Annotated in this window: 13 protein-coding genes and 4 tRNA genes; 3 read left to right on the top strand and 14 right to left on the bottom strand. The window is 40.3% G+C overall.

Annotation, left to right across the window (positions count from 1 at the left end; translation table 11 throughout):
* Positions 1 to 42: 42 nt before the first annotated feature.
* The 14 genes from rpoC to BUR11_RS20305 all read right to left on the bottom strand — a co-directional run bounded on the left by rpoC (position 43) and on the right by BUR11_RS20305 (position 15,912).
* Positions 43 to 4,356, bottom strand: a complete 4,314-nt coding sequence (gene rpoC / locus BUR11_RS20370) for a DNA-directed RNA polymerase subunit beta' (protein WP_074226870.1) — start codon at positions 4,354 to 4,356, stop codon at positions 43 to 45.
* Between the two features lie 50 nt (positions 4,357 to 4,406).
* Positions 4,407 to 8,282 (bottom strand): DNA-directed RNA polymerase subunit beta, encoded by a 3,876-nt coding sequence (gene rpoB, locus BUR11_RS20365; protein WP_074226869.1) that lies wholly within the window; start codon positions 8,280 to 8,282, stop codon positions 4,407 to 4,409.
* Positions 8,283 to 8,437: 155 nt separating this feature from the next.
* On the bottom strand, positions 8,438 to 8,818 hold the full coding sequence (rplL, locus tag BUR11_RS20360; protein ID WP_074226868.1) for a 50S ribosomal protein L7/L12: 381 nt from the start codon (positions 8,816 to 8,818) through the stop codon (positions 8,438 to 8,440).
* Between the two features lie 52 nt (positions 8,819 to 8,870).
* The gene (gene rplJ, locus BUR11_RS20355; protein ID WP_074226867.1) at positions 8,871 to 9,413 is read right to left on the bottom strand and encodes a 50S ribosomal protein L10; all 543 of its coding nucleotides are present in this window, start codon (positions 9,411 to 9,413) and stop codon (positions 8,871 to 8,873) included.
* Positions 9,414 to 9,415: 2 nt separating this feature from the next.
* Complete coding sequence (gene rplA / locus BUR11_RS20350; RefSeq protein WP_074226866.1) at positions 9,416 to 10,114, bottom strand: 50S ribosomal protein L1; 699 nt, start codon at positions 10,112 to 10,114, stop codon at positions 9,416 to 9,418.
* Positions 10,115 to 10,124: 10 nt separating this feature from the next.
* A complete protein-coding gene (gene rplK / locus BUR11_RS20345; protein WP_074226865.1) occupies positions 10,125 to 10,568 on the bottom strand; it encodes a 50S ribosomal protein L11 in 444 nt (147 codons plus the stop codon).
* 3 nt (positions 10,569 to 10,571) lie between these two features.
* On the bottom strand, positions 10,572 to 11,129 hold the full coding sequence (gene nusG, locus BUR11_RS20340; protein ID WP_074226864.1) for a transcription termination/antitermination protein NusG: 558 nt from the start codon (positions 11,127 to 11,129) through the stop codon (positions 10,572 to 10,574).
* An 18-nt stretch (positions 11,130 to 11,147) separates the two neighbouring features.
* Complete coding sequence (gene secE / locus BUR11_RS20335; RefSeq protein WP_074226863.1) at positions 11,148 to 11,336, bottom strand: preprotein translocase subunit SecE; 189 nt, start codon at positions 11,334 to 11,336, stop codon at positions 11,148 to 11,150.
* Between the two features lie 14 nt (positions 11,337 to 11,350).
* Positions 11,351 to 11,424, bottom strand: a tRNA-Trp gene (locus tag BUR11_RS20330).
* A gap of 113 nt (positions 11,425 to 11,537) precedes the next feature.
* A complete protein-coding gene (gene tuf, locus BUR11_RS20325) occupies positions 11,538 to 12,725 on the bottom strand; it encodes an elongation factor Tu (protein WP_074226862.1) in 1,188 nt (395 codons plus the stop codon).
* Between the two features lie 61 nt (positions 12,726 to 12,786).
* Positions 12,787 to 12,858: transfer RNA gene (locus BUR11_RS20320), tRNA-Thr, on the bottom strand.
* Between the two features lie 33 nt (positions 12,859 to 12,891).
* Positions 12,892 to 12,964 (bottom strand) — tRNA-Gly (locus BUR11_RS20315).
* Between the two features lie 71 nt (positions 12,965 to 13,035).
* A tRNA-Tyr gene (locus BUR11_RS20310) sits at positions 13,036 to 13,118 on the bottom strand.
* Between the two features lie 151 nt (positions 13,119 to 13,269).
* Positions 13,270 to 15,912 (bottom strand): M1 family metallopeptidase, encoded by a 2,643-nt coding sequence (locus BUR11_RS20305; protein WP_317045307.1) that lies wholly within the window; start codon positions 15,910 to 15,912, stop codon positions 13,270 to 13,272.
* 65 nt (positions 15,913 to 15,977) lie between these two features.
* Here BUR11_RS20305 and BUR11_RS20300 point away from each other — a divergent pair, with 65 nt between their 5' ends.
* The 3 genes from BUR11_RS20300 to frr all read left to right on the top strand — a co-directional run bounded on the left by BUR11_RS20300 (position 15,978) and on the right by frr (position 17,884).
* Entirely contained in the window at positions 15,978 to 16,472 is a 495-nt protein-coding gene (locus BUR11_RS20300; protein ID WP_074226969.1) for an acetyl-CoA carboxylase biotin carboxyl carrier protein subunit, read from the top strand.
* A gap of 130 nt (positions 16,473 to 16,602) precedes the next feature.
* Positions 16,603 to 17,313, top strand: coding sequence for a UMP kinase (gene pyrH / locus BUR11_RS20295; protein WP_074226861.1), 711 nt, complete (start codon positions 16,603 to 16,605; stop codon positions 17,311 to 17,313).
* Between the two features lie 10 nt (positions 17,314 to 17,323).
* Positions 17,324 to 17,884 (top strand): ribosome recycling factor, encoded by a 561-nt coding sequence (gene frr, locus BUR11_RS20290; RefSeq protein ID WP_074226860.1) that lies wholly within the window; start codon positions 17,324 to 17,326, stop codon positions 17,882 to 17,884.
* The last annotated feature ends 188 nt before the right edge of the window (positions 17,885 to 18,072 follow it).

Raw genomic sequence — 18,072 nt, 5'->3', positions numbered from 1 at the left:
CTGTACGAATACAGGCCTTTTGTTAGTTGTTATTTCATACCATTATAGAATGGCTTCGCTTGATTTCTTAGTGGATACATGATCCATGCTATCAGAAAGTTTATCGTATTCCTCTTTGGAACCAACGATGATGTTCTGGATTCTTCTTTGTCCAGTACCCGCTGGGATCAAGTGTCCAACCAATACGTTCTCTTTCAATCCTAACAATTCATCACGCTTACCTCTAATGGCTGCCTCAGAAAGAACCTTGGTAGTTTCCTGGAATGAAGCGGCAGAAAGGAAGCTTTCTGTACCCAAAGAAGCGGCAGTAATACCTTGTAACGTTGGCTTAGAAACTGCAGTTTCAGCATCTCTAACTTGTACCAACTTAAGATCCTTACGCTTCAAGCTTGAGTTTTCGTCTCTCAATCTTCTGGCAGTAATAATCATACCTGGTTTCAAAGTAGAAGAATCACCTGCGTCCATTACCACTTTCTTGTCAAGGATATTATCATTTTCCTCTCTAAATGCCCACTTGTCAACTACTTGGTTTTGAAGGAATCCAGTGTCACCAGCATCCAAGATCTCAACTTTCTGCATCATTTGAGATACGATCACCTCAATATGCTTGTCATTGATTTTTACACCTTGAAGTCTATATACTTCCTGAATTTCATTTACCAAATATTCCTGAACAGCTGTAGGACCTTTGATCGCCAAGATATCATTTGGAGTAATTGCTCCATCTGATAACGGCTCACCTGCGCGGATAAAGTCATTCTCCTGAACCAAGATATGCTTAGAAAGAGATACCATGTATTTCTTAATCACTCCATCTTTAGATTCGATCAAAATCTCTCTGTTACCACGCTTGATACCACCATAGGTTACTACTCCGTCGATTTCAGAAACAACTGCTGGGTTAGATGGGTTTCTAGCCTCAAACAATTCTGTTACTCTTGGTAGACCACCGGTAATATCTCTTGTTTTACCAACAGATCTTGGGATTTTAACCAACACCTGACCAGCTTTGACTTTCTCGCCAATTTCAACTGCCAAGTGAGCTCCCACTGGAATATTGTAAGATTTGGATTCATCTCCATAGTTTACAATGATCGCTGGGTTTTTGGTTCTATCCTTAGTATCGATAATTACTTTTTCACGGAAACCAGTTTGATCATCAGCTACCTCTTTGTAAGTAATTCCTTCTACGATTGCCTCAAAGTCGATGGAACCATCGAATTCTGAAAGGATTACCGCATTATATGGATCCCACTTACATAGTGCGCCATTTTTGCTGATCTTCTGACCATCCTTCACTTCTAACAATGCACCATAAGGAACATGGTTAGAAACTAAAGTTTTGCCAGACTTAGGATCGTTGATTTTGATCTCTCCGGATCTACCCATTACTACTGTTACAGGTTCTCCATCCTTGTTGGTAGTTTCCAAGGTTCTCAACTCCTCATCAAACTCAACAATACCTTCAAATTTAGCCGTGATGCTCGCTTCAACAGCCATGTTAGATGCAGTACCACCAACGTGGAACGTTCTCAATGTCAACTGAGTACCTGGTTCACCGATAGACTGTGCAGCGATTACACCAACAGACTCACCGGATTGTACCATATAACCAGTTGCAAGGTTTCTACCATAACACTTAGAACAAACACCTCTACGGGTTTCACAAGTCAATACGGACCTGATTTCAACCTCTTCAATGGCAGATTCATCCACTTTAGCAGCGATTTCATCTGTAATTTCAATTCCTGCAGGGATGATCAACTCATCTGTAATTGGATCATATACATCGTGAACAGAAACTCTACCTAGGATTCTTTCAGATAATGGCTCAACGATCTCATCATTGTCTTTCAATGGAAGAACGTTCAAACCTCTCAAAGTACCGCAGTCCTCTTCTGTCACAATCATATCCTGAGCAACGTCTACCAAACGACGAGTTAAGTAGCCCGCATCGGCAGTTTTCAATGCTGTATCGGCAAGACCTTTACGTGCACCGTGCGTAGAGATAAAGTATTCCAATACATCCAATCCTTCCTTAAAGTTGGAAAGAATCGGGTTTTCAATAATCTCACCAACTGAACCTTGCAAGTTTTTCTGTGGCTTAGCCATCAGACCTCTCATACCACCTAGCTGACGAATCTGCTCTCTAGAACCACGTGCTCCTGAGTGCATCATCATGTAGATCGCATTGAAACCTTGCTTATCCTCTTCCATCTGCTTCATTAGATTATTAGTCAAATGAGAGTTGGTACGAGTCCAGATATCAATTACTTGGTTGTAACGCTCGTTATCAGTGATCAGACCCATCAAGTAGTTATTCCAAACCTGATCTACCTCTTCCTTGGCTTTGGTGATCATTGGTTCTTTTTCTTCTGGGATAATTACATCATTTAGTCCCATTGACAAACCACCTTGGTAAGCACTTTGGAAACCTAGATGCTTGATATCATCCAAGAATTTAGCTGTACGTGCAATACCACATACTTTTACTACCTGAGCAATAATCTGCTGCAGTTTTTTCTTGGTAAGAAGCTCATTTACATAACCTACTTCCTCAGGAACAAACTGGTTAAAGATCAATCTACCAGCAACCGTATCGATGATTTCCTCTACAATAGATCCATCTGGCTTACGAACATTCACCTTACACTTGATATTCGCGTGCTTGGAGATCACTCGTTCGTTTAATGCAATTACTACTTCCTCCGTACTGTAGAAGGTCATTCCTTCACCAGGAACTGGCTCTTCTGGAGTAGATTTCTTGCCTTTCGTTACATAATACAGACCCAAAACCATATCCTGAGATGGTACAGTAATAGGAGCACCATTGGCAGGGTTAAGGATGTTATGAGCAGAAAGCATCAACGTAGAAGCTTCCAAAATTGCTTCATGGCCAAGTGGTACGTGAACCGCCATCTGGTCACCGTCAAAATCGGCGTTGAATGCAGTACATACCAATGGGTGAAGCTGGATTGCTTTTCCTTCGATCAATTTAGGCTGGAATGCTTGGATACCTAGTCTGTGAAGAGTAGGAGCACGGTTTAGAAGAACAGGATGTCCTTTCAATACATTTTCCAAGATGTCCCATACCACTGGATCTTTACGATCCACAATTTTCTTGGCAGATTTAACAGTCTTTACAATCCCTCTTTCAATCAGTTTTCTGATGATAAATGGTTTGAAAAGCTCGGCTGCCATATTTTTTGGAAGACCACACTCGTGAAGCTTTAATTCAGGACCTACCACGATCACAGAACGACCGGAATAATCCACACGCTTACCGAGCAAGTTTTGACGGAAACGGCCTTGCTTACCTTTCAACATGTCAGAAAGGGACTTCAAAGCACGGTTACCATCAGATCTTACCGCATTTACTTTTCTAGAGTTATCGAACAAAGAATCGACAGCTTCCTGTAGCATTCTCTTCTCGTTTCTCAAAATAACCTCTGGAGCTTTGATATCGATCAATCTCTTCAATCGGTTATTTCTGATAATTACTCTTCTATAAAGGTCATTCAAATCAGAAGTAGCGAATCTACCACCATCCAAAGGAACCAAAGGTCTCAATTCTGGTGGGATCACTGGAACCATTCTTACTACCATCCACTCAGGACGGTTTTCAATTCTGGTTCTTGCATCACGGAATGCTTCTACTACTTTCAATCTTTTCAAAGCTTCTGCTTTTCTCTGCTGAGAAGTATCAGTAGCTGCTTGGTGACGAAGTGCATAAGAAAGATCATCCAGCTCAATTCTAGCCAACAACATTTCCAAAGCTTCAGCACCCATTTTGGCGATGAATTTATTTGGATCGTCATCATCAAGCATGTGATTTTCCTTAGGAAGCTTATCCATGATATCCAGGTACTCATCCTCAGTTAGGAAATCCAAGTATTGAATTCCGTCCTCAGCTTTGATACCTGGTTGTACTACAGCATAGCGCTCATAATACACAATCTGATCAAGCTTCTTAGTCGGTAGACCAAGAAGATAACCGATTTTATTAGGAAGAGATTTAAAATACCAAATGTGAGCAACTGGTACTACCAGCTCGATGTGCCCCATTCTCTCTCTTCTTACTTTCTTTTCTGTAACCTCTACACCGCAACGGTCACAGATAATACCTTTATACCTGATGCGCTTATACTTGCCACAATGACATTCCCAGTCTTTGACAGGACCAAAGATTCTCTCACAGAACAAACCACCCATTTCTGGTTTGTAAGTTCTATAGTTGATAGTCTCTGGCTGTGTCACTTCACCGTTTGAACTATCCAGAATAGATTCTGGAGAAGCCAAACTAACGGTGACTCTGGAAAAGTCGATGTTAAGTTTTTTATTTTTTCTGAACGCCATAGTTTTTTGAAAGATATGTAAAGGGCTCTTGCGAGCCCTAATGAGCTAAATTAATCCAGGGTAATTTCAAGAGCCAAACCTCTCAATTCATGAACCAATACATTGAATGATTCTGGAATATTAGGTTTAGGAAGGTTTTCACCCTTCACTATCGCTTCATAAGCTTTAGCTCTACCGATTACGTCATCTGATTTAACAGTCAGGATTTCCTGAAGTACGTGGGATGCACCGAATGCTTCCAGTGCCCACACTTCCATTTCTCCGAAACGCTGACCACCGAATTGAGCTTTACCACCCAATGGCTGTTGCGTAATCAAAGAGTATGGACCAATAGAACGCGCGTGCATCTTATCATCCACCAAGTGACCCAATTTAAGCATGTAAGCCACACCTACGGTTACTGGTTGGTCAAATTTCACACCGGATAGACCATCATATAGATAAGTACGCCCGTATGCTGGTACGCCTGCTTCTTCCAACTCAGCAGAAACCTCTTCCATAGAAGCTCCATCGAAAATCGGAGTAGCATATTTCTTACCCAATACCTGACCTGCCCAAGCAAGTACAGTTTCGAAGATCTGACCAATGTTCATACGAGATGGTACACCCAGCGGGTTCAATACGATATCCATTGGAGTTCCGTCTTCTAGGAACGGCATGTCTTCGTCTCTTACGATTCTAGCGACAATACCTTTGTTTCCGTGACGACCTGCCATCTTATCCCCTACTTTCAATTTACGCTTCTTAGCCACGTAAACCTTAGCAAGCTGAACAATACCTGCAGGAAGTTCATCTCCAACTTCAAGAGTAAATCGATCTCTCTTGAATAGACCTGAAATCTCGTTTCTGGAATTGGTGTAGTTTTTCACCAATTTCACAATCAGATCATTGGTATGTGGATCATCGGTCCAATCATCCAAAATGATATCAGAAATCAAGTTTGCTTCCTCTGGAACGTTATAGTTACTTTCGTCTCTATAAGGGTTCTTCGCAGGGAACAAGTTGTTTTCGATATTCTTCAGATTGAATTTAACACCCTTGCTGATGATCTCATCTCCAAACTTGTGTTTCACGCCCAAAGATGTTTTACCATCCAAGAGAGTCACCAATTTGTTGATCATTCGAGCTCTGATACCCAATAGATCTTTGGAGTATTTTGCTTTCAGTTTTTCAACCTCAGCTTTTGCTTTCGCTCTAACTTCTTTATCCTTTTTAGGACGAGAGAACAACTTGGTTTCGATAACCACACCATTCAGAGATGGAGAAGCTTTCAATGATGCATCTTTTACATCACCAGCTTTATCCCCGAAGATTGCTCTCAATAGTTTTTCTTCTGGAGTTGGATCAGTTTCACCTTTAGGAGTGATTTTACCGATGATAATATCACCTTCTTTCACTTCCGCACCAATTCTGATTACACCATTCTCGTCCAAGTGCTTCACAGCCTCTTCAGATACGTTAGGAATTTCAGAAGTTAATTCTTCTTCCCCACGTTTGGTATCTCTTACTTCTAGTTGGAATTCTTCAACGTGGATAGAGGTAAAGATATCTTCACGAACAACTCGCTCAGAAATTACAATCGCATCCTCAAAGTTATATCCTTGCCATGGCATGTAAGCCACCTTCAAGTTCTTACCTAGAGCAAGCTCTCCTTCGTTCGTCGAATATCCTTCTACGAGAACCTGGCCTTTCACTACTTTCTGACCTTTCAACACCAATGGAGTCAAGTTGATCGTAGTATCCTGGTTGGTTCTTCTGAACTTAATCAGATCGTAAGATTTATATTCGTCTGTAAAGTTTACTAATAGTTCATCATCAGATAGGTCATACTTGATGGTGATTTTCTTAGCATCTACATAGTCAACTACACCGTCTGCTTCTGCAATAATCAAGGATCTTGAATCTACAGCTGCTTTTGCCTCAAGGCCAGTACCTACAATAGGAGACTCTGCTTTCAACAATGGAACTGCCTGACGCTGCATGTTGGATCCCATCAAGGCCCTGTTTGCATCATCATGCTCCAAGAAAGGAATCAAAGAAGCAGCTACTGACACAATTTGGTTTGGAGCAACGTCCATGTAGCTGATTTCAGTTGGTTCAAGAACCGGGAAATCACCTTCAAATCTTGCTTTTACTTTTTCATTGATGAAATTACCTTTCTCATCCAAAGGTGCATTTGCCTGTGCAATGTTATTGTCATCTTCTTCTTCAGCAGTAAGGAATACGATGTCACTCTTATCCATACTTACTTTCCCGTCTTTCACCTTTCTATAAGGAGTTTCCAAGAAGCCCATGGAATTCACTTTAGCGTGAACGCAAAGAGAAGAAATCAAACCAATGTTTGGACCTTCCGGAGTTTCAATAGTACAAAGACGACCATAGTGTGTATAGTGAACGTCACGTACCTCGAAACCTGCTCTTTCTCTAGATAGACCCCCTGGACCCAATGCAGAAAGTCTTCTCTTGTGAGTCAACTCTGCCAATGGATTGGTTTGATCCATGAACTGAGAAAGCTGGTTGGTACCAAAGAATGAGTTAATTACAGAAGAAAGTGTACGTGCATTGATCAAATCGACTGGTTTGAAGTCTTCATTGTCACGAACGTTCATTCTTTCACGAATGGTTCTAGCCATTCTAGCAAGACCTACACCGAACTGGCTATAAAGCTGCTCACCTACAGTTCTTACTCTTCTGTTACTCAAGTGGTCAATATCATCGACTACTGCTTTAGAGTTGATCAATCCAATTAGATACTTCACAATTGAAATGATATCCTCTTTAGTCAAGACAATCTTTTCAGATTCAATGTCAAGACCTAATTTTTTGTTGATTCTATAACGACCAACTTCACCTAGATCATAACGCTTGTCAGAGAAGAATAAGCTATGAATTACTTCTCTTGCAGTCGCCTCATCAGGTGCTTCAGTGTTTCTCAACTGACGATAGATAACTTCTACTGCTTCTTTTTCAGAGTTGGAGTTATCTTTCTGTAATGTATTATAAACGATAGAGAAATCGGCGATATTCACATCTTCCCTATGAAGGATGATGCTTTTCGATCCCGAATCCAAAATCATAGAAATATCTTCATCCGTAAGTACGGTATCACGCTCAAGCAATACCTCATTTCGATCGATGGATACTACTTCACCAGTATCTTCATCCACGAAATCTTCTACCCAAGTTCTAAGAACTCTTGCGGCCAATTTTCTTCCTGCTGCCTTTTTCAGTGCATTTTTAGTGGCTGAAACTTCCTCAGATAATCCGAATAAATCCAAGATATCTTTATCAGAACCATAGCCAATTGCTCTAAGCAAAGTGGTAACAGGGAATTTTTTCTTACGATCGATGTATGCATACATGACATTGTTGATGTCTGTAGCAAATTCGATCCAGGAACCTTTGAAAGGAATGATTCTAGCTGAATATAACTTCGTGCCATTTGTATGCTTGCTTTGCGCAAAGAATACACCTGGAGATCTATGCAACTGAGAAACGATCACTCGTTCCGCCCCATTGATGACGAAGGAACCTTTCTCCGTCATATACGGAAGGTTTCCTAAGAATACCTCTTGCTCAATGGTTTCGAAATCCTCATTATCCTCATCGTGACAAAGAAGTCTAAGTTTTGCCTTTAAAGGGACAGAATATGTCAAACCTCTATCAATACATTCTCCTACACTATACTTAGGAGGATCTACTGCGTAATCGATGAATTCCAAAGTGAAATTTTCTCTGGAATCACTGATCGGGAAGTTTTCGGCAAATACTTTAAATAACCCATCTGCCCGGCGTTTTTCCGCTGGAGTATCCAATTGAAAAAAGTCTTTAAAAGACTGCAACTGAATATCTAGAAAATCCGGATAGTCTTTGACCACCTTAATGGAGGAGAAACTTTTCCTTTCGGTTTGATTCTTGATAGCCAAGGTAGTATATGTTTATAGTGAAATTAAATAACGAAATGCGACAATTTTCGCTTAAAATAATGCAATTTTATACCTGTGCATAAACAGGAAAAGACCTGACTAATTTAGTCAGGTCTTATGGCTAAACCATAACCTATTGGCTCTGGCTTAGCAAATTATTTGATCTCTACTTCAGCACCAGCTTCTTCCAAAGACTTCTTCAAGCCTTCAGCTTCGTCCTTAGCGATACCTTCTTTCAAGGCTTTAGGAGCAGAATCAACTAGGTCTTTTGCATCTTTCAATCCAAGTCCTGTCAATTCTTTTACCAATTTAACTACTGCCAATTTAGATGCACCAGCAGATTTCAAGATAACGTCGAATGAAGTTTTCTCTTCTTCTGCAGCAGCTTCTCCTCCACCAGCACCACCAGCTACAACTGCTACACCAGCAGCAGCAGGTTCGATTCCGTACTGATCTTTAAGGATATCTGTCAATTCTTTAACTTCTTTTACAGTCAAGTTCACCAACTGATCTGCAAGTTGCGTAAGATCTGCCATTGTATTTGAAATTTATTTTTTGTGTTTTTTTTAAATATTAATTTTTTGGTCCTTATGCTTCTTCTTTGTCAGCTAGGGTCTTAAGCACACCTGTAAGGTTGTTTTGACCACTTTGCAAAGCAGAGATAAGATTCATAGCTGGAGATTGTAGCAATCCTAGTAGGTCGCCCAAAAGCTCCTGCTTTGATTTAAGTTTAGACAACATTTCAAGGTTCTCTTCACCGATAATGATATCAGTTTCAATAGCAGCACCTTTGAATACTGGTCTAGTTTCTTTTTTACCTATTTTCTTTCTGAAATCCAGCAAAACTTTTGCTGGCAAATTACTAGTCTCTTTAGAGAAAATAATTCCAGAGAATCCTTTAAGAGCTTTGTCACTTAATGGAGAATAGTCTGCATCAAGGTTTTCAAGCGCTTTTTGAATCAGCGTATTTTTGTATACTTTGTACTCAACACCTTTTTCAAAACAAGTTCTTCTGAACGCATTCACTTGAGCAACAGAAAAACCTGATGCATCTGTGATGTAGAAGAAAGGGTTTTCTCTGAATTTCTCGGTAAGACCGTCGATTATTACTTTCTTTTCGTCTCTAGTCATGATTAAATACCTTGAATACTACCCTTGTCCACTGCGATTCCAGGAGACATTGTACTTGATAAATGAATACTTTTGAAGTATGTACCTTTAGATGAGCTAGGCTTAAGCTTAGAGATCGTAAGCATTAATTCTCTTACGTTGTCCTGAATTTTTTCAGGAGTAAAAGATGCTTTACCAACGCTAGCATGGATAATTCCAAATTTATCAACTTTGAAATCAATCTTACCAGCTTTCACCTCTTTAACAGCTTTAGCTACATCCAAAGTAACTGTTCCGGATTTTGGGTTAGGCATCAAACCTCTAGGTCCTAATACTCTACCCAATCTACCTACCTTCGCCATTACGTTAGGCATTGTGATGATGACATCAATGTCAGTCCATCCACCTTCGATTTTAGCGATGTAGTCATCCAAGCCCACATAATCTGCACCCGCTTCAGTTGCTTCTGCCGCCTTGTCTGGAGTACAAAGTACCAATACTTTGATATCCTTACCAGTACCATGTGGAAGGGCTACAACGCCTCTTACCATTTGATCCGCTTTTCTAGGATCCACGCCCAAACGGATGTCTAGATCGATAGAAGAATCAAATTTGGTATTGGTAATTTCCTTAACGATAGAAGAAGCTGCCTCAAGAGAGTACACTTGGCTTGGGTCATATTTAGAAAGAGCTTCTTTTTGCTTTTTTGTTAACTTAGCCATTGTTTTTTATTTATACTTCCCAAGGGGCTTGTCCAGATACTGTGATACCCATGCTTCTAGCTGTACCAGCTATCATTTTCATAGCTGACTCTACTTTGAAAGCATTTAGGTCAGGCATTTTAACCTCTGCAATTTCTTTTACCTGATCCCAGGTAACCGAACCTACTTTCTTACGGTTAGGCTCTGCAGAACCACCTTTCAACTTCGCTGCCTCTAACAACATATTTGCTGCAGGAGGAGTTTTTACAACGAATTCAAAAGACTTATCCGAGAAAATTGTAATCAATACTGGAAGCACCTGACCCATTTTATCTTGGGTACGTGCATTGTATTGCTTACAAAACTCCATAATGTTCAAACCCTTGGAACCAAGAGCTGGACCTACTGGAGGCGACGGGTTAGCCTGGCCACCTTTCACTTGTAGTTTTAAATAACCAGTGATTTCCTTAGCCATTGCTTAGTCTTGTTTTTCTACTTGTATAAAGTTTAACTCTACCGGAGTATTTCTTCCGAAGATCTTGACCATAACATTCAATTTCTTCTTCTCATCAAATATCTCCTCTATTGTCCCGGTAAATCCACTGAATGGGCCGTCCATTACCTTCACGGCTTCTCCTACTATAAATGGCGTATCCAGCTTCTCTGCAAACTCATCAATCTCTTCAACCTTACCTAAAATACGGTTGACTTCTGATTGGCGTAATGGTTCAGGGGTTTTGGAAGCTCCCCCCTGGTTTGATCCTAAGAAACCGATAACACCCGGGATACTCGTTATTACGTGATTGGCCTCACCATTAGATAGATCTGCATTGACTAAAACGTATCCCGGAAAGAAGTTTCTTTCTCTGACACGTTTCTTGCCATTTCGCATCTCATATACCTTCTCTGAAGGTATCAGCACTTCAGGAATAAATTCGTCAATCTTCTGTCTGGAAATTTCATTGTCCAGATAGGTTTTTGTCTTTTTTTCCTGCCCAGCTACTACCCTGAGTACGTACCACTTATGTTCAGCCATTCTGTAATGTCAATTCAATTAAAATAAATCATAAAACCATTTCATGATGTTTTCGAACCCTAAATCTACTACCCCGATAAACAAGGCAAAGATCAAAGAAGCTACTAGCACCAACACTGCACTATTTTGAAGAAATGAATACTTAGGCCAAGTGACCTTGTTTTTCATTTCATCATAAGACTCCAGAACAAAGTTTTTTAGATTCATATTGTAATACTTACTGGCACGGGCAGAGAGATTCGAACTCCCATCAACGGTTTTGGAGACCGCTATTCTGCCATTGAACTATGCCCGTGTGAATGAACGCTCCGCTAATGGGAACGCAAAATTAGGTATTGTTGACTAAAGAAACAAATGCGATCCCAAAAATATTCAGGATCGCATCGTTTTTATTAGATCAGAAATTGATTAGTCAAGGATTTCAGTAACCTGACCAGCACCTACTGTTCTACCACCCTCACGGATCGCAAAACGAAGTCCTTTTTCAAGAGCAACTGCATTAAGCAAGTTCACCTCGATAGTCACGTTATCACCTGGCATAACCATTTCAACGTTTTCTGGAAGTTTGATCTCACCAGTTACGTCAGTAGTTCTTAAGTAGAACTGAGGTCTGTATTTGTTGAAGAATGGAGTATGACGTCCACCTTCTTCTTTTGACAATACGTAAACTTCAGCTTTGAAGTGTGCGTGAGGAGTCACAGAACCTGGCTTACAGATAATCATACCTCTCTTGATTTGAGCTTTTTCAATACCTCTCAACAAAAGACCTACGTTATCACCAGCTTCACCTCTGTCTAGAATCTTACGGAACATCTCAACACCAGTAACTGTAGACTTAAGTCCTTCAGCACCCATACCGATGATGTCAACTGGATCACCAGAGTTGATCACACCTCTTTCAATTCTACCAGTAGCAACAGTACCACGACCAGTGATCGAGAATACGTCCTCTACAGGCATCAAGAAATCTTTATCTACAGCACGCTCAGGAAGAGGAATGTACTCATCTACAGCGTCCATCAATTGCATTACAGTATCAACCCACTTTTCTTCACCGTTCAATGCACCAAGTGCAGAACCAGCGATTACTGGGATGTTATCTCCATCGAATTCGTAGAAAGAAAGAAGTTCTCTAACTTCCATTTCTACTAACTCAAGAAGTTCAGGATCGTCAACCATGTCTACCTTGTTCATGAAAACAACAAGAGCAGGAACACCAACCTGACGAGCCAATAGGATGTGCTCTCTAGTTTGAGGCATTGGTCCATCAGTCGCTGCTACCACTAGGATAGCACCGTCCATCTGTGCTGCACCAGTTACCATGTTTTTAACGTAATCGGCGTGACCAGGACAATCTACGTGAGCGTAGTGTCTTTTTGCAGTTTGATATTCTACGTGAGAGGTGTTAATGGTAATACCTCTTTCTTTTTCTTCTGGAGCGTTGTCTATAGAAGAGAAGTCTCTTAATTCAGATAGACCCTTACTAGCCAAAACGGTAGTGATGGCAGCAGTCAAAGTGGTCTTTCCATGATCTACGTGACCAATCGTACCGATATTAACGTGCGGCTTGGAACGGTCGAATTGTGCTTTTGCCATGCGTGAAAATCCTCAGTTTAAGTTTAAAGATATGTTTAGATATAATAATTAAAGCCGTATGAGCCAACGACGGGATTTGAACCCGTGACCCCTTCCTTACCAAGGAAGTACTCTACCCCTGAGCTACGTCGGCTTGAGCCCGATACTTTTCCGAAGAAAAGTATAGAGCGGGAGACGAGGCTCGAACCCGCGACCTGCAGCTTGGAAGGCTGCCGCTCTACCAACTGAGCTACTCCCGCTTTTATTCCGGCTAAGCCGAATTTCTTTTAAGCCCTGCAAAACTAGGAAAAAATTTTGCATTCGGCAATTGTGGGGGAAACAGGATTCGAACCTGTGAAGACATAAGTCAACGGATTTACAGTCCGTCCCAGTTGGCCGCTTTGGTATTCCCCCAACTATTCGTCACTTTTTAAAGTCTTTTTCGATGACCTATCTATCGTAACGGATGGCAAAATTATAGCCTTTTATTAAAGTTTCAAAGGATGTATTTCAAATTTCATGAGATTTTATTCAGTATTTCTACAAACAACTTAAAATCAGTGAATTAATTTTTCACAATTAGTGCATCCATGAAGTAATCATAGTAACTTTTCAATTCAGGATCTTTCTCTTGGGCCGCAATTTCTGATATTGCTTCTACCACCTGAGCATCATCAGAAAATGCTAAGATCGCCTGAAAGGCTCCTAATCGTATGAAATTTTGTGAATCATCCTTCATAATTTTTTTCAAATTTTCTACAGCAAGGTCTTTCCCCTCTTCTGGAAACCTGCTAAAATATTCTCCATAGTATCCCAAAAAGAAATACAAACCCTCTCCAGACAGCTGGTTTATTTTTTCATGAAACCAAATTCCCCTCCCTAACACAGGCTTAGTAATGAAATATTCCGAAACCGGAATCACATATCGAAAATTGGTCTCTTTCGAAAACCTTTCAATCAATTCTTCATCCAATTCCTGCCCTTCTATATTGGTCAGTCCCATCAAGGCAGAACTAGATACTAATACCGATGGTTCCTCCACCAATTTCAAGAACATGTCCTGATATTTTTCATTGTCATAGGCTGCCAGAACATCAATAGCCCCCGCTTTCACCGAATTTTTGGCATTCCCATCTATCAATATAACAAGCTCATTTTCCAATCCATCTACCTCTTCCATCCATTCCGTGTGACTTTGCATTAGACTTAAGGCAAGCTCCCTGACTGACCAAAACTCATCTTTTATGGCTTTTGGTATTAAAAGTTTAAGCTCCTCGGCTGCATCATTCGTGGCTAAGCTATCCAGTGCCTCGTAGCGAGCAATTCCCAACTTGGAAGTTTCATACTGGTGTACCCATTGGTCCAAAGAAACTACTTGATTTTTCTTGATCAAAAGATCTTTCCCTTCATCAAAAAAGACCAAGTCTGTAGGATTTCCATTCTCTAAAGCGAATTGCTGAAATGCCTCTTTCAGCATAAATTTCTTTACTTTTCTTTCCCCTTCATCGTACCAGCTTATTTCAAAAGGCAACTGATAAAGTGGGGTTTCTTCCAAATCTTGTATCTGGGTAATAGAAATCAAAATATTTTCCGGAATAGAATAATCTATTTCCACAAAGAGCTCTGGATGACCTTTATCTAAAAACCACTGGTTGAAAAACCAATTCAAATCCTCCCCTGCTACTTCTTCAAAAGCCTGTCGCAAATCATGCACTTCAACATTGGAAAATGCATGTTTCTGCAAATACCTTTGGAGAGCTTCAAAAAACACCTCATCCCCCACATATTTCCTAAGCATATGGATAATCACTCCTGCCTTGGCATAACTATGCGAGTCAAACATATCTTCAGAATCCTCATAGTAATGCCTGATCAAATTCACTTGTTTGGTTGCCGATTCCGCAAAATAGGTTTCCATCTCAGCCACGAGTTTGAGGGAGGCTTGGTCAATACCATACTTGTGTTCATTCCACAAAAACTCACTGTAATTTGCAAATCCTTCATTCAGAGGTAGGTTTGCCCAGGATTCGGTGGTGACATAATCCCCAAACCACTGGTGGAACAGCTCATGTGCAATGATGTAATCCCATTCTGAATCCAAGGCTTCTTTTTCATTTAGCCTCAATTCTTCCATAAAGATGGATACCGTGGTATTTTCCATCGCACCTGAAACGAAATCCCGTACTACAACTTGGTCATATTTAGGCCAAGGGTAGCGAACACCCAGCTTTTCTGAGAAAAAGCCAAGCATCTCTGGGGTATTTTTGAATACCATTTTGGCTCCTTCCTCGTAGCCCTTTTCTACATAATACCCTAATGGAACCCCATCCCATGTAGCTTCTACTTTTCCAAAATCACCGATGGCAAATGCGGCCAAATAGGGGGAGTGAGGCAACTTCATTTCCCAATAATCTAGGTGGGAGCCATTCCCTAAATCCACCTGATTAACTAGTTCTCCATTTCCTATGGATACCATGGAATCCGGCACTGTCAGTTTAAAAAGTTGGGTCATTTTCTCATTGGGTTGATCCAACGTTGGAAACCATTTGGAATTATGCATGGTCTCACCTTGGGTCCAAATCATCGTTGGCTTGTTAGGATCCTCGTTCAGAGGGTCGATAAAATACAGGCCTTTGGTGTCTGTAATGGCCTGACTTCCCTCCCCTGAGTTCTTTTCTGGGAAAGCTTTATATGCCATCGCTATGGCAAAGGTATCTTCCTTCGTCATCAGCTGGGGAAGTGGAATTTTCAGTTCCTGCGAATCGTAGTAATACCCTAGGGATGCGCTATCTCCTTTAAAGACCAAATATACTTTCCCTAACTCAAAGTCCTGAGCATCTAAAACCAACTCCTTTTGTGGCTTAAATAACGGTTTGAAAGTCAATACCGCCTTACCCAAAACGATCTGATTTTGATAATCAAAATCTAGCTCCAAATCCGTATGGATCAAGTCAAAATCCCGCTTCCTCTCTCCCTTGTAATTTGTCAGTTGAGACTCTTTCTCTTGAACTAATTTGATGATCCCGACAGTATCCAGGGGAATAATTTCCATCGGTTTGGCCATCACTTCTTGTTCAGGCTCTTCTTCCTTTGTTTTTGAAATTTTCTCTGCTGATTTACAGGAATAAGCAAATAAAATCAGGATCCCTAGGCCAGGGAATAAGGACTTTTGCAAAATATCTTTTGCCTTAGCTAGCATTTGTTTCATATTTGGGAAAAAGAAAGACCGTTTTTTGTTCGGAATTAATAAATTCAAGCGCCAAATTAACAGGAATGTTTTCAGTAACTATCCAAAATGAGACCTATTCGGTAGAAAAAACCGATGAATCGACCTTCGTAAATGATAAATCCTTGGATTGGGATTTGGAATGGATATCCGATAGAAAAATACATCTCATACATAAGCACCAATCCATAGAGGCGGAATTGGTTTCTATGGACAAGGAGACCAAAACCCTTCAAATCAGATTAGGAGGTAAAACGGCTACGCTACAACTCAAGGACCGATTTGACCTTCTACTTGAGAAAATGGGAATGAATAATCTGAATTCTGGAGCGGCCAAGGACATTAAAGCTCCCATGCCAGGATTAATTCTGGAATTAAAAGTAAAGGCAGGGGATGAAGTGAAAAAAGGAGATGTCGTTTTAATTCTAGAAGCCATGAAAATGGAAAATATCATCAAAGCTCCTGGGGACGGCATTATTAAATCCATCAAAGTTAACCTCAAGCAAAGTGTTGAAAAAAACCAAGTCCTGATACAATTTTGATCAAAAAAGAATTTAGGAAAAGCCAAAATTGAGATTTGCCCTAGCATAATGAGATGAAGGAATTATATTTGTCGGATTATTTAATCTAGTACTACTTTATTCAGCAACTCCTTTGCAAATAAATCCACTTATGAAATACAAAAGAATACTGCTCAAACTAAGCGGAGAAGCACTAATGGGCGATAAGAATTACGGCATCGACCCTGTTAGACTTCAGCAATACACCCAAGAGATCATGAAAGTCAAAGATATGGGGGTGGAAATTGCTATCGTGATTGGTGGGGGCAACATCTTCAGAGGAGTTCAAGCAGCTCAATCAGGTATTGATCGCGTCCAAGGAGATTACATGGGGATGTTAGCCACCTTGATCAATGCAATGGCTCTTCAAAGTGCTTTGGAAAAAGCAGGTCTCTTCACTAGGTTGATGTCTGGAATAAAAATTGAAAGTGTTTGTGAGCCATTCATTCGAAGAAGAGCAATCCGACACCTGGAAAAGGGACGGATAGTCATTTTTGGTGCCGGTATTGGAAATCCTTACTTTACCACAGACTCCACAGCCAGTTTAAGAGCGATTGAGGTAGAGGCAGATGTGGTCTTAAAGGGAACAAGAGTAGACGGCGTTTATACCGCAGACCCTGAAAAAGATGCTACGGCAACCAAATACAAAACTATATCCTTCCACGAAGTATATGAAAAGAACTTAAATGTCATGGATATGACTGCTTTCACACTTTGTCAGGAAAACAACCTTCCTATTATTGTATTTGATATGAATAAGGCGGGTAATTTGAGTAAACTAGTAGAAGGTGAAGAAGTTGGAACATTGATCACAACCCTTTAAGCTTAAGATTATGGAAGAAATTGATTTATTCTTAGACGAAGCAAAAGAATTGATGCAGAAAGCAGTGGACCATACTGCTTCAGAATTATTAAAAATTAGAGCTGGAAAGGCAATGCCTAATATCTTGGACGGAATTATGGTTCAATATTATGGAGCGCCTACTCCTTTGTCACAAGTTGCTTCGATCAACACTCCCGATGCAAGAACACTCAGCATTAAACCTTGGGAAAAGAATCTAATCGGAGAAATAGAAAAAGCAATCATAAACTCAGACTTGGGACTTGCCCCTCAAAACAATGGAGAGATCGTTATTCTGACTATTCCTGCATTAACGGAGGAAAGAAGAATCAGCTTGGTAAAACAAGCTAAAAATGAGTGTGAAAATGGTAAAATCTCCATTAGAACGGTCAGAAAAGACACGAATGACTCCTTGAAAAAACTTCAAAAAGATGGTGCGGCTGAAGACGAAATCAAAAGAGCTGAAGAAGTAGTTCAGAAGTTAACAGATCAATATGCTTCAAAAATTGATGACCTACTTGTTAAGAAAGAAGCAGATATTATGAAAGTTTGATCATTCCTAAACATTAAAAAAAACGCTCTGAAAATGATTTTCAGAGCGTTTTTTTTGCTCATTTTTTTCATAGTCAATTCTATTAAAACCAGCAAAACACTCCTCTGAAGGTTTAAAATTGCTATTCCTTAAATAAATAATTAAGGCTGGGATCAAGCTAATCCAATCAGAAAAAAGGCTTCCTGATA

This window comes from Algoriphagus halophilus (assembly GCF_900129785.1).
Taxonomy (GTDB): domain Bacteria; phylum Bacteroidota; class Bacteroidia; order Cytophagales; family Cyclobacteriaceae; genus Algoriphagus; species Algoriphagus halophilus.
This window is presented reverse-complemented; position numbering and strand designations above follow the sequence as displayed.

Bases quoted from the DNA above. Each gene is read 5' to 3' on its own strand.
- rpoC (WP_074226870.1), bottom strand. From the start codon at position 4,356: ATGGCGTTCAGAAAAAATAAAAAACTTAACATCGACTTTTCCAGAGTC.
- rplL (WP_074226868.1), bottom strand. From the start codon at position 8,818: ATGGCAGATCTTACGCAACTTGCAGATCAGTTGGTGAACTTGACTGTA.
- rplJ (WP_074226867.1), bottom strand. From the start codon at position 9,413: ATGACTAGAGACGAAAAGAAAGTAATAATCGACGGTCTTACCGAGAAA.
- rplA (WP_074226866.1), bottom strand. From the start codon at position 10,114: ATGGCTAAGTTAACAAAAAAGCAAAAAGAAGCTCTTTCTAAATATGAC.
- rplK (WP_074226865.1), bottom strand. From the start codon at position 10,568: ATGGCTAAGGAAATCACTGGTTATTTAAAACTACAAGTGAAAGGTGGC.
- nusG (WP_074226864.1), bottom strand. From the start codon at position 11,129: ATGGCTGAACATAAGTGGTACGTACTCAGGGTAGTAGCTGGGCAGGAA.
- secE (WP_074226863.1), bottom strand. From the start codon at position 11,336: ATGAATCTAAAAAACTTTGTTCTGGAGTCTTATGATGAAATGAAAAAC.
- tuf (WP_074226862.1), bottom strand. From the start codon at position 12,725: ATGGCAAAAGCACAATTCGACCGTTCCAAGCCGCACGTTAATATCGGT.
- BUR11_RS20305 (WP_317045307.1), bottom strand. From the start codon at position 15,912: ATGAAACAAATGCTAGCTAAGGCAAAAGATATTTTGCAAAAGTCCTTA.
- BUR11_RS20300 (WP_074226969.1), top strand. From the start codon at position 15,978: ATGTTTTCAGTAACTATCCAAAATGAGACCTATTCGGTAGAAAAAACC.
- pyrH (WP_074226861.1), top strand. From the start codon at position 16,603: ATGAAATACAAAAGAATACTGCTCAAACTAAGCGGAGAAGCACTAATG.
- frr (WP_074226860.1), top strand. From the start codon at position 17,324: ATGGAAGAAATTGATTTATTCTTAGACGAAGCAAAAGAATTGATGCAG.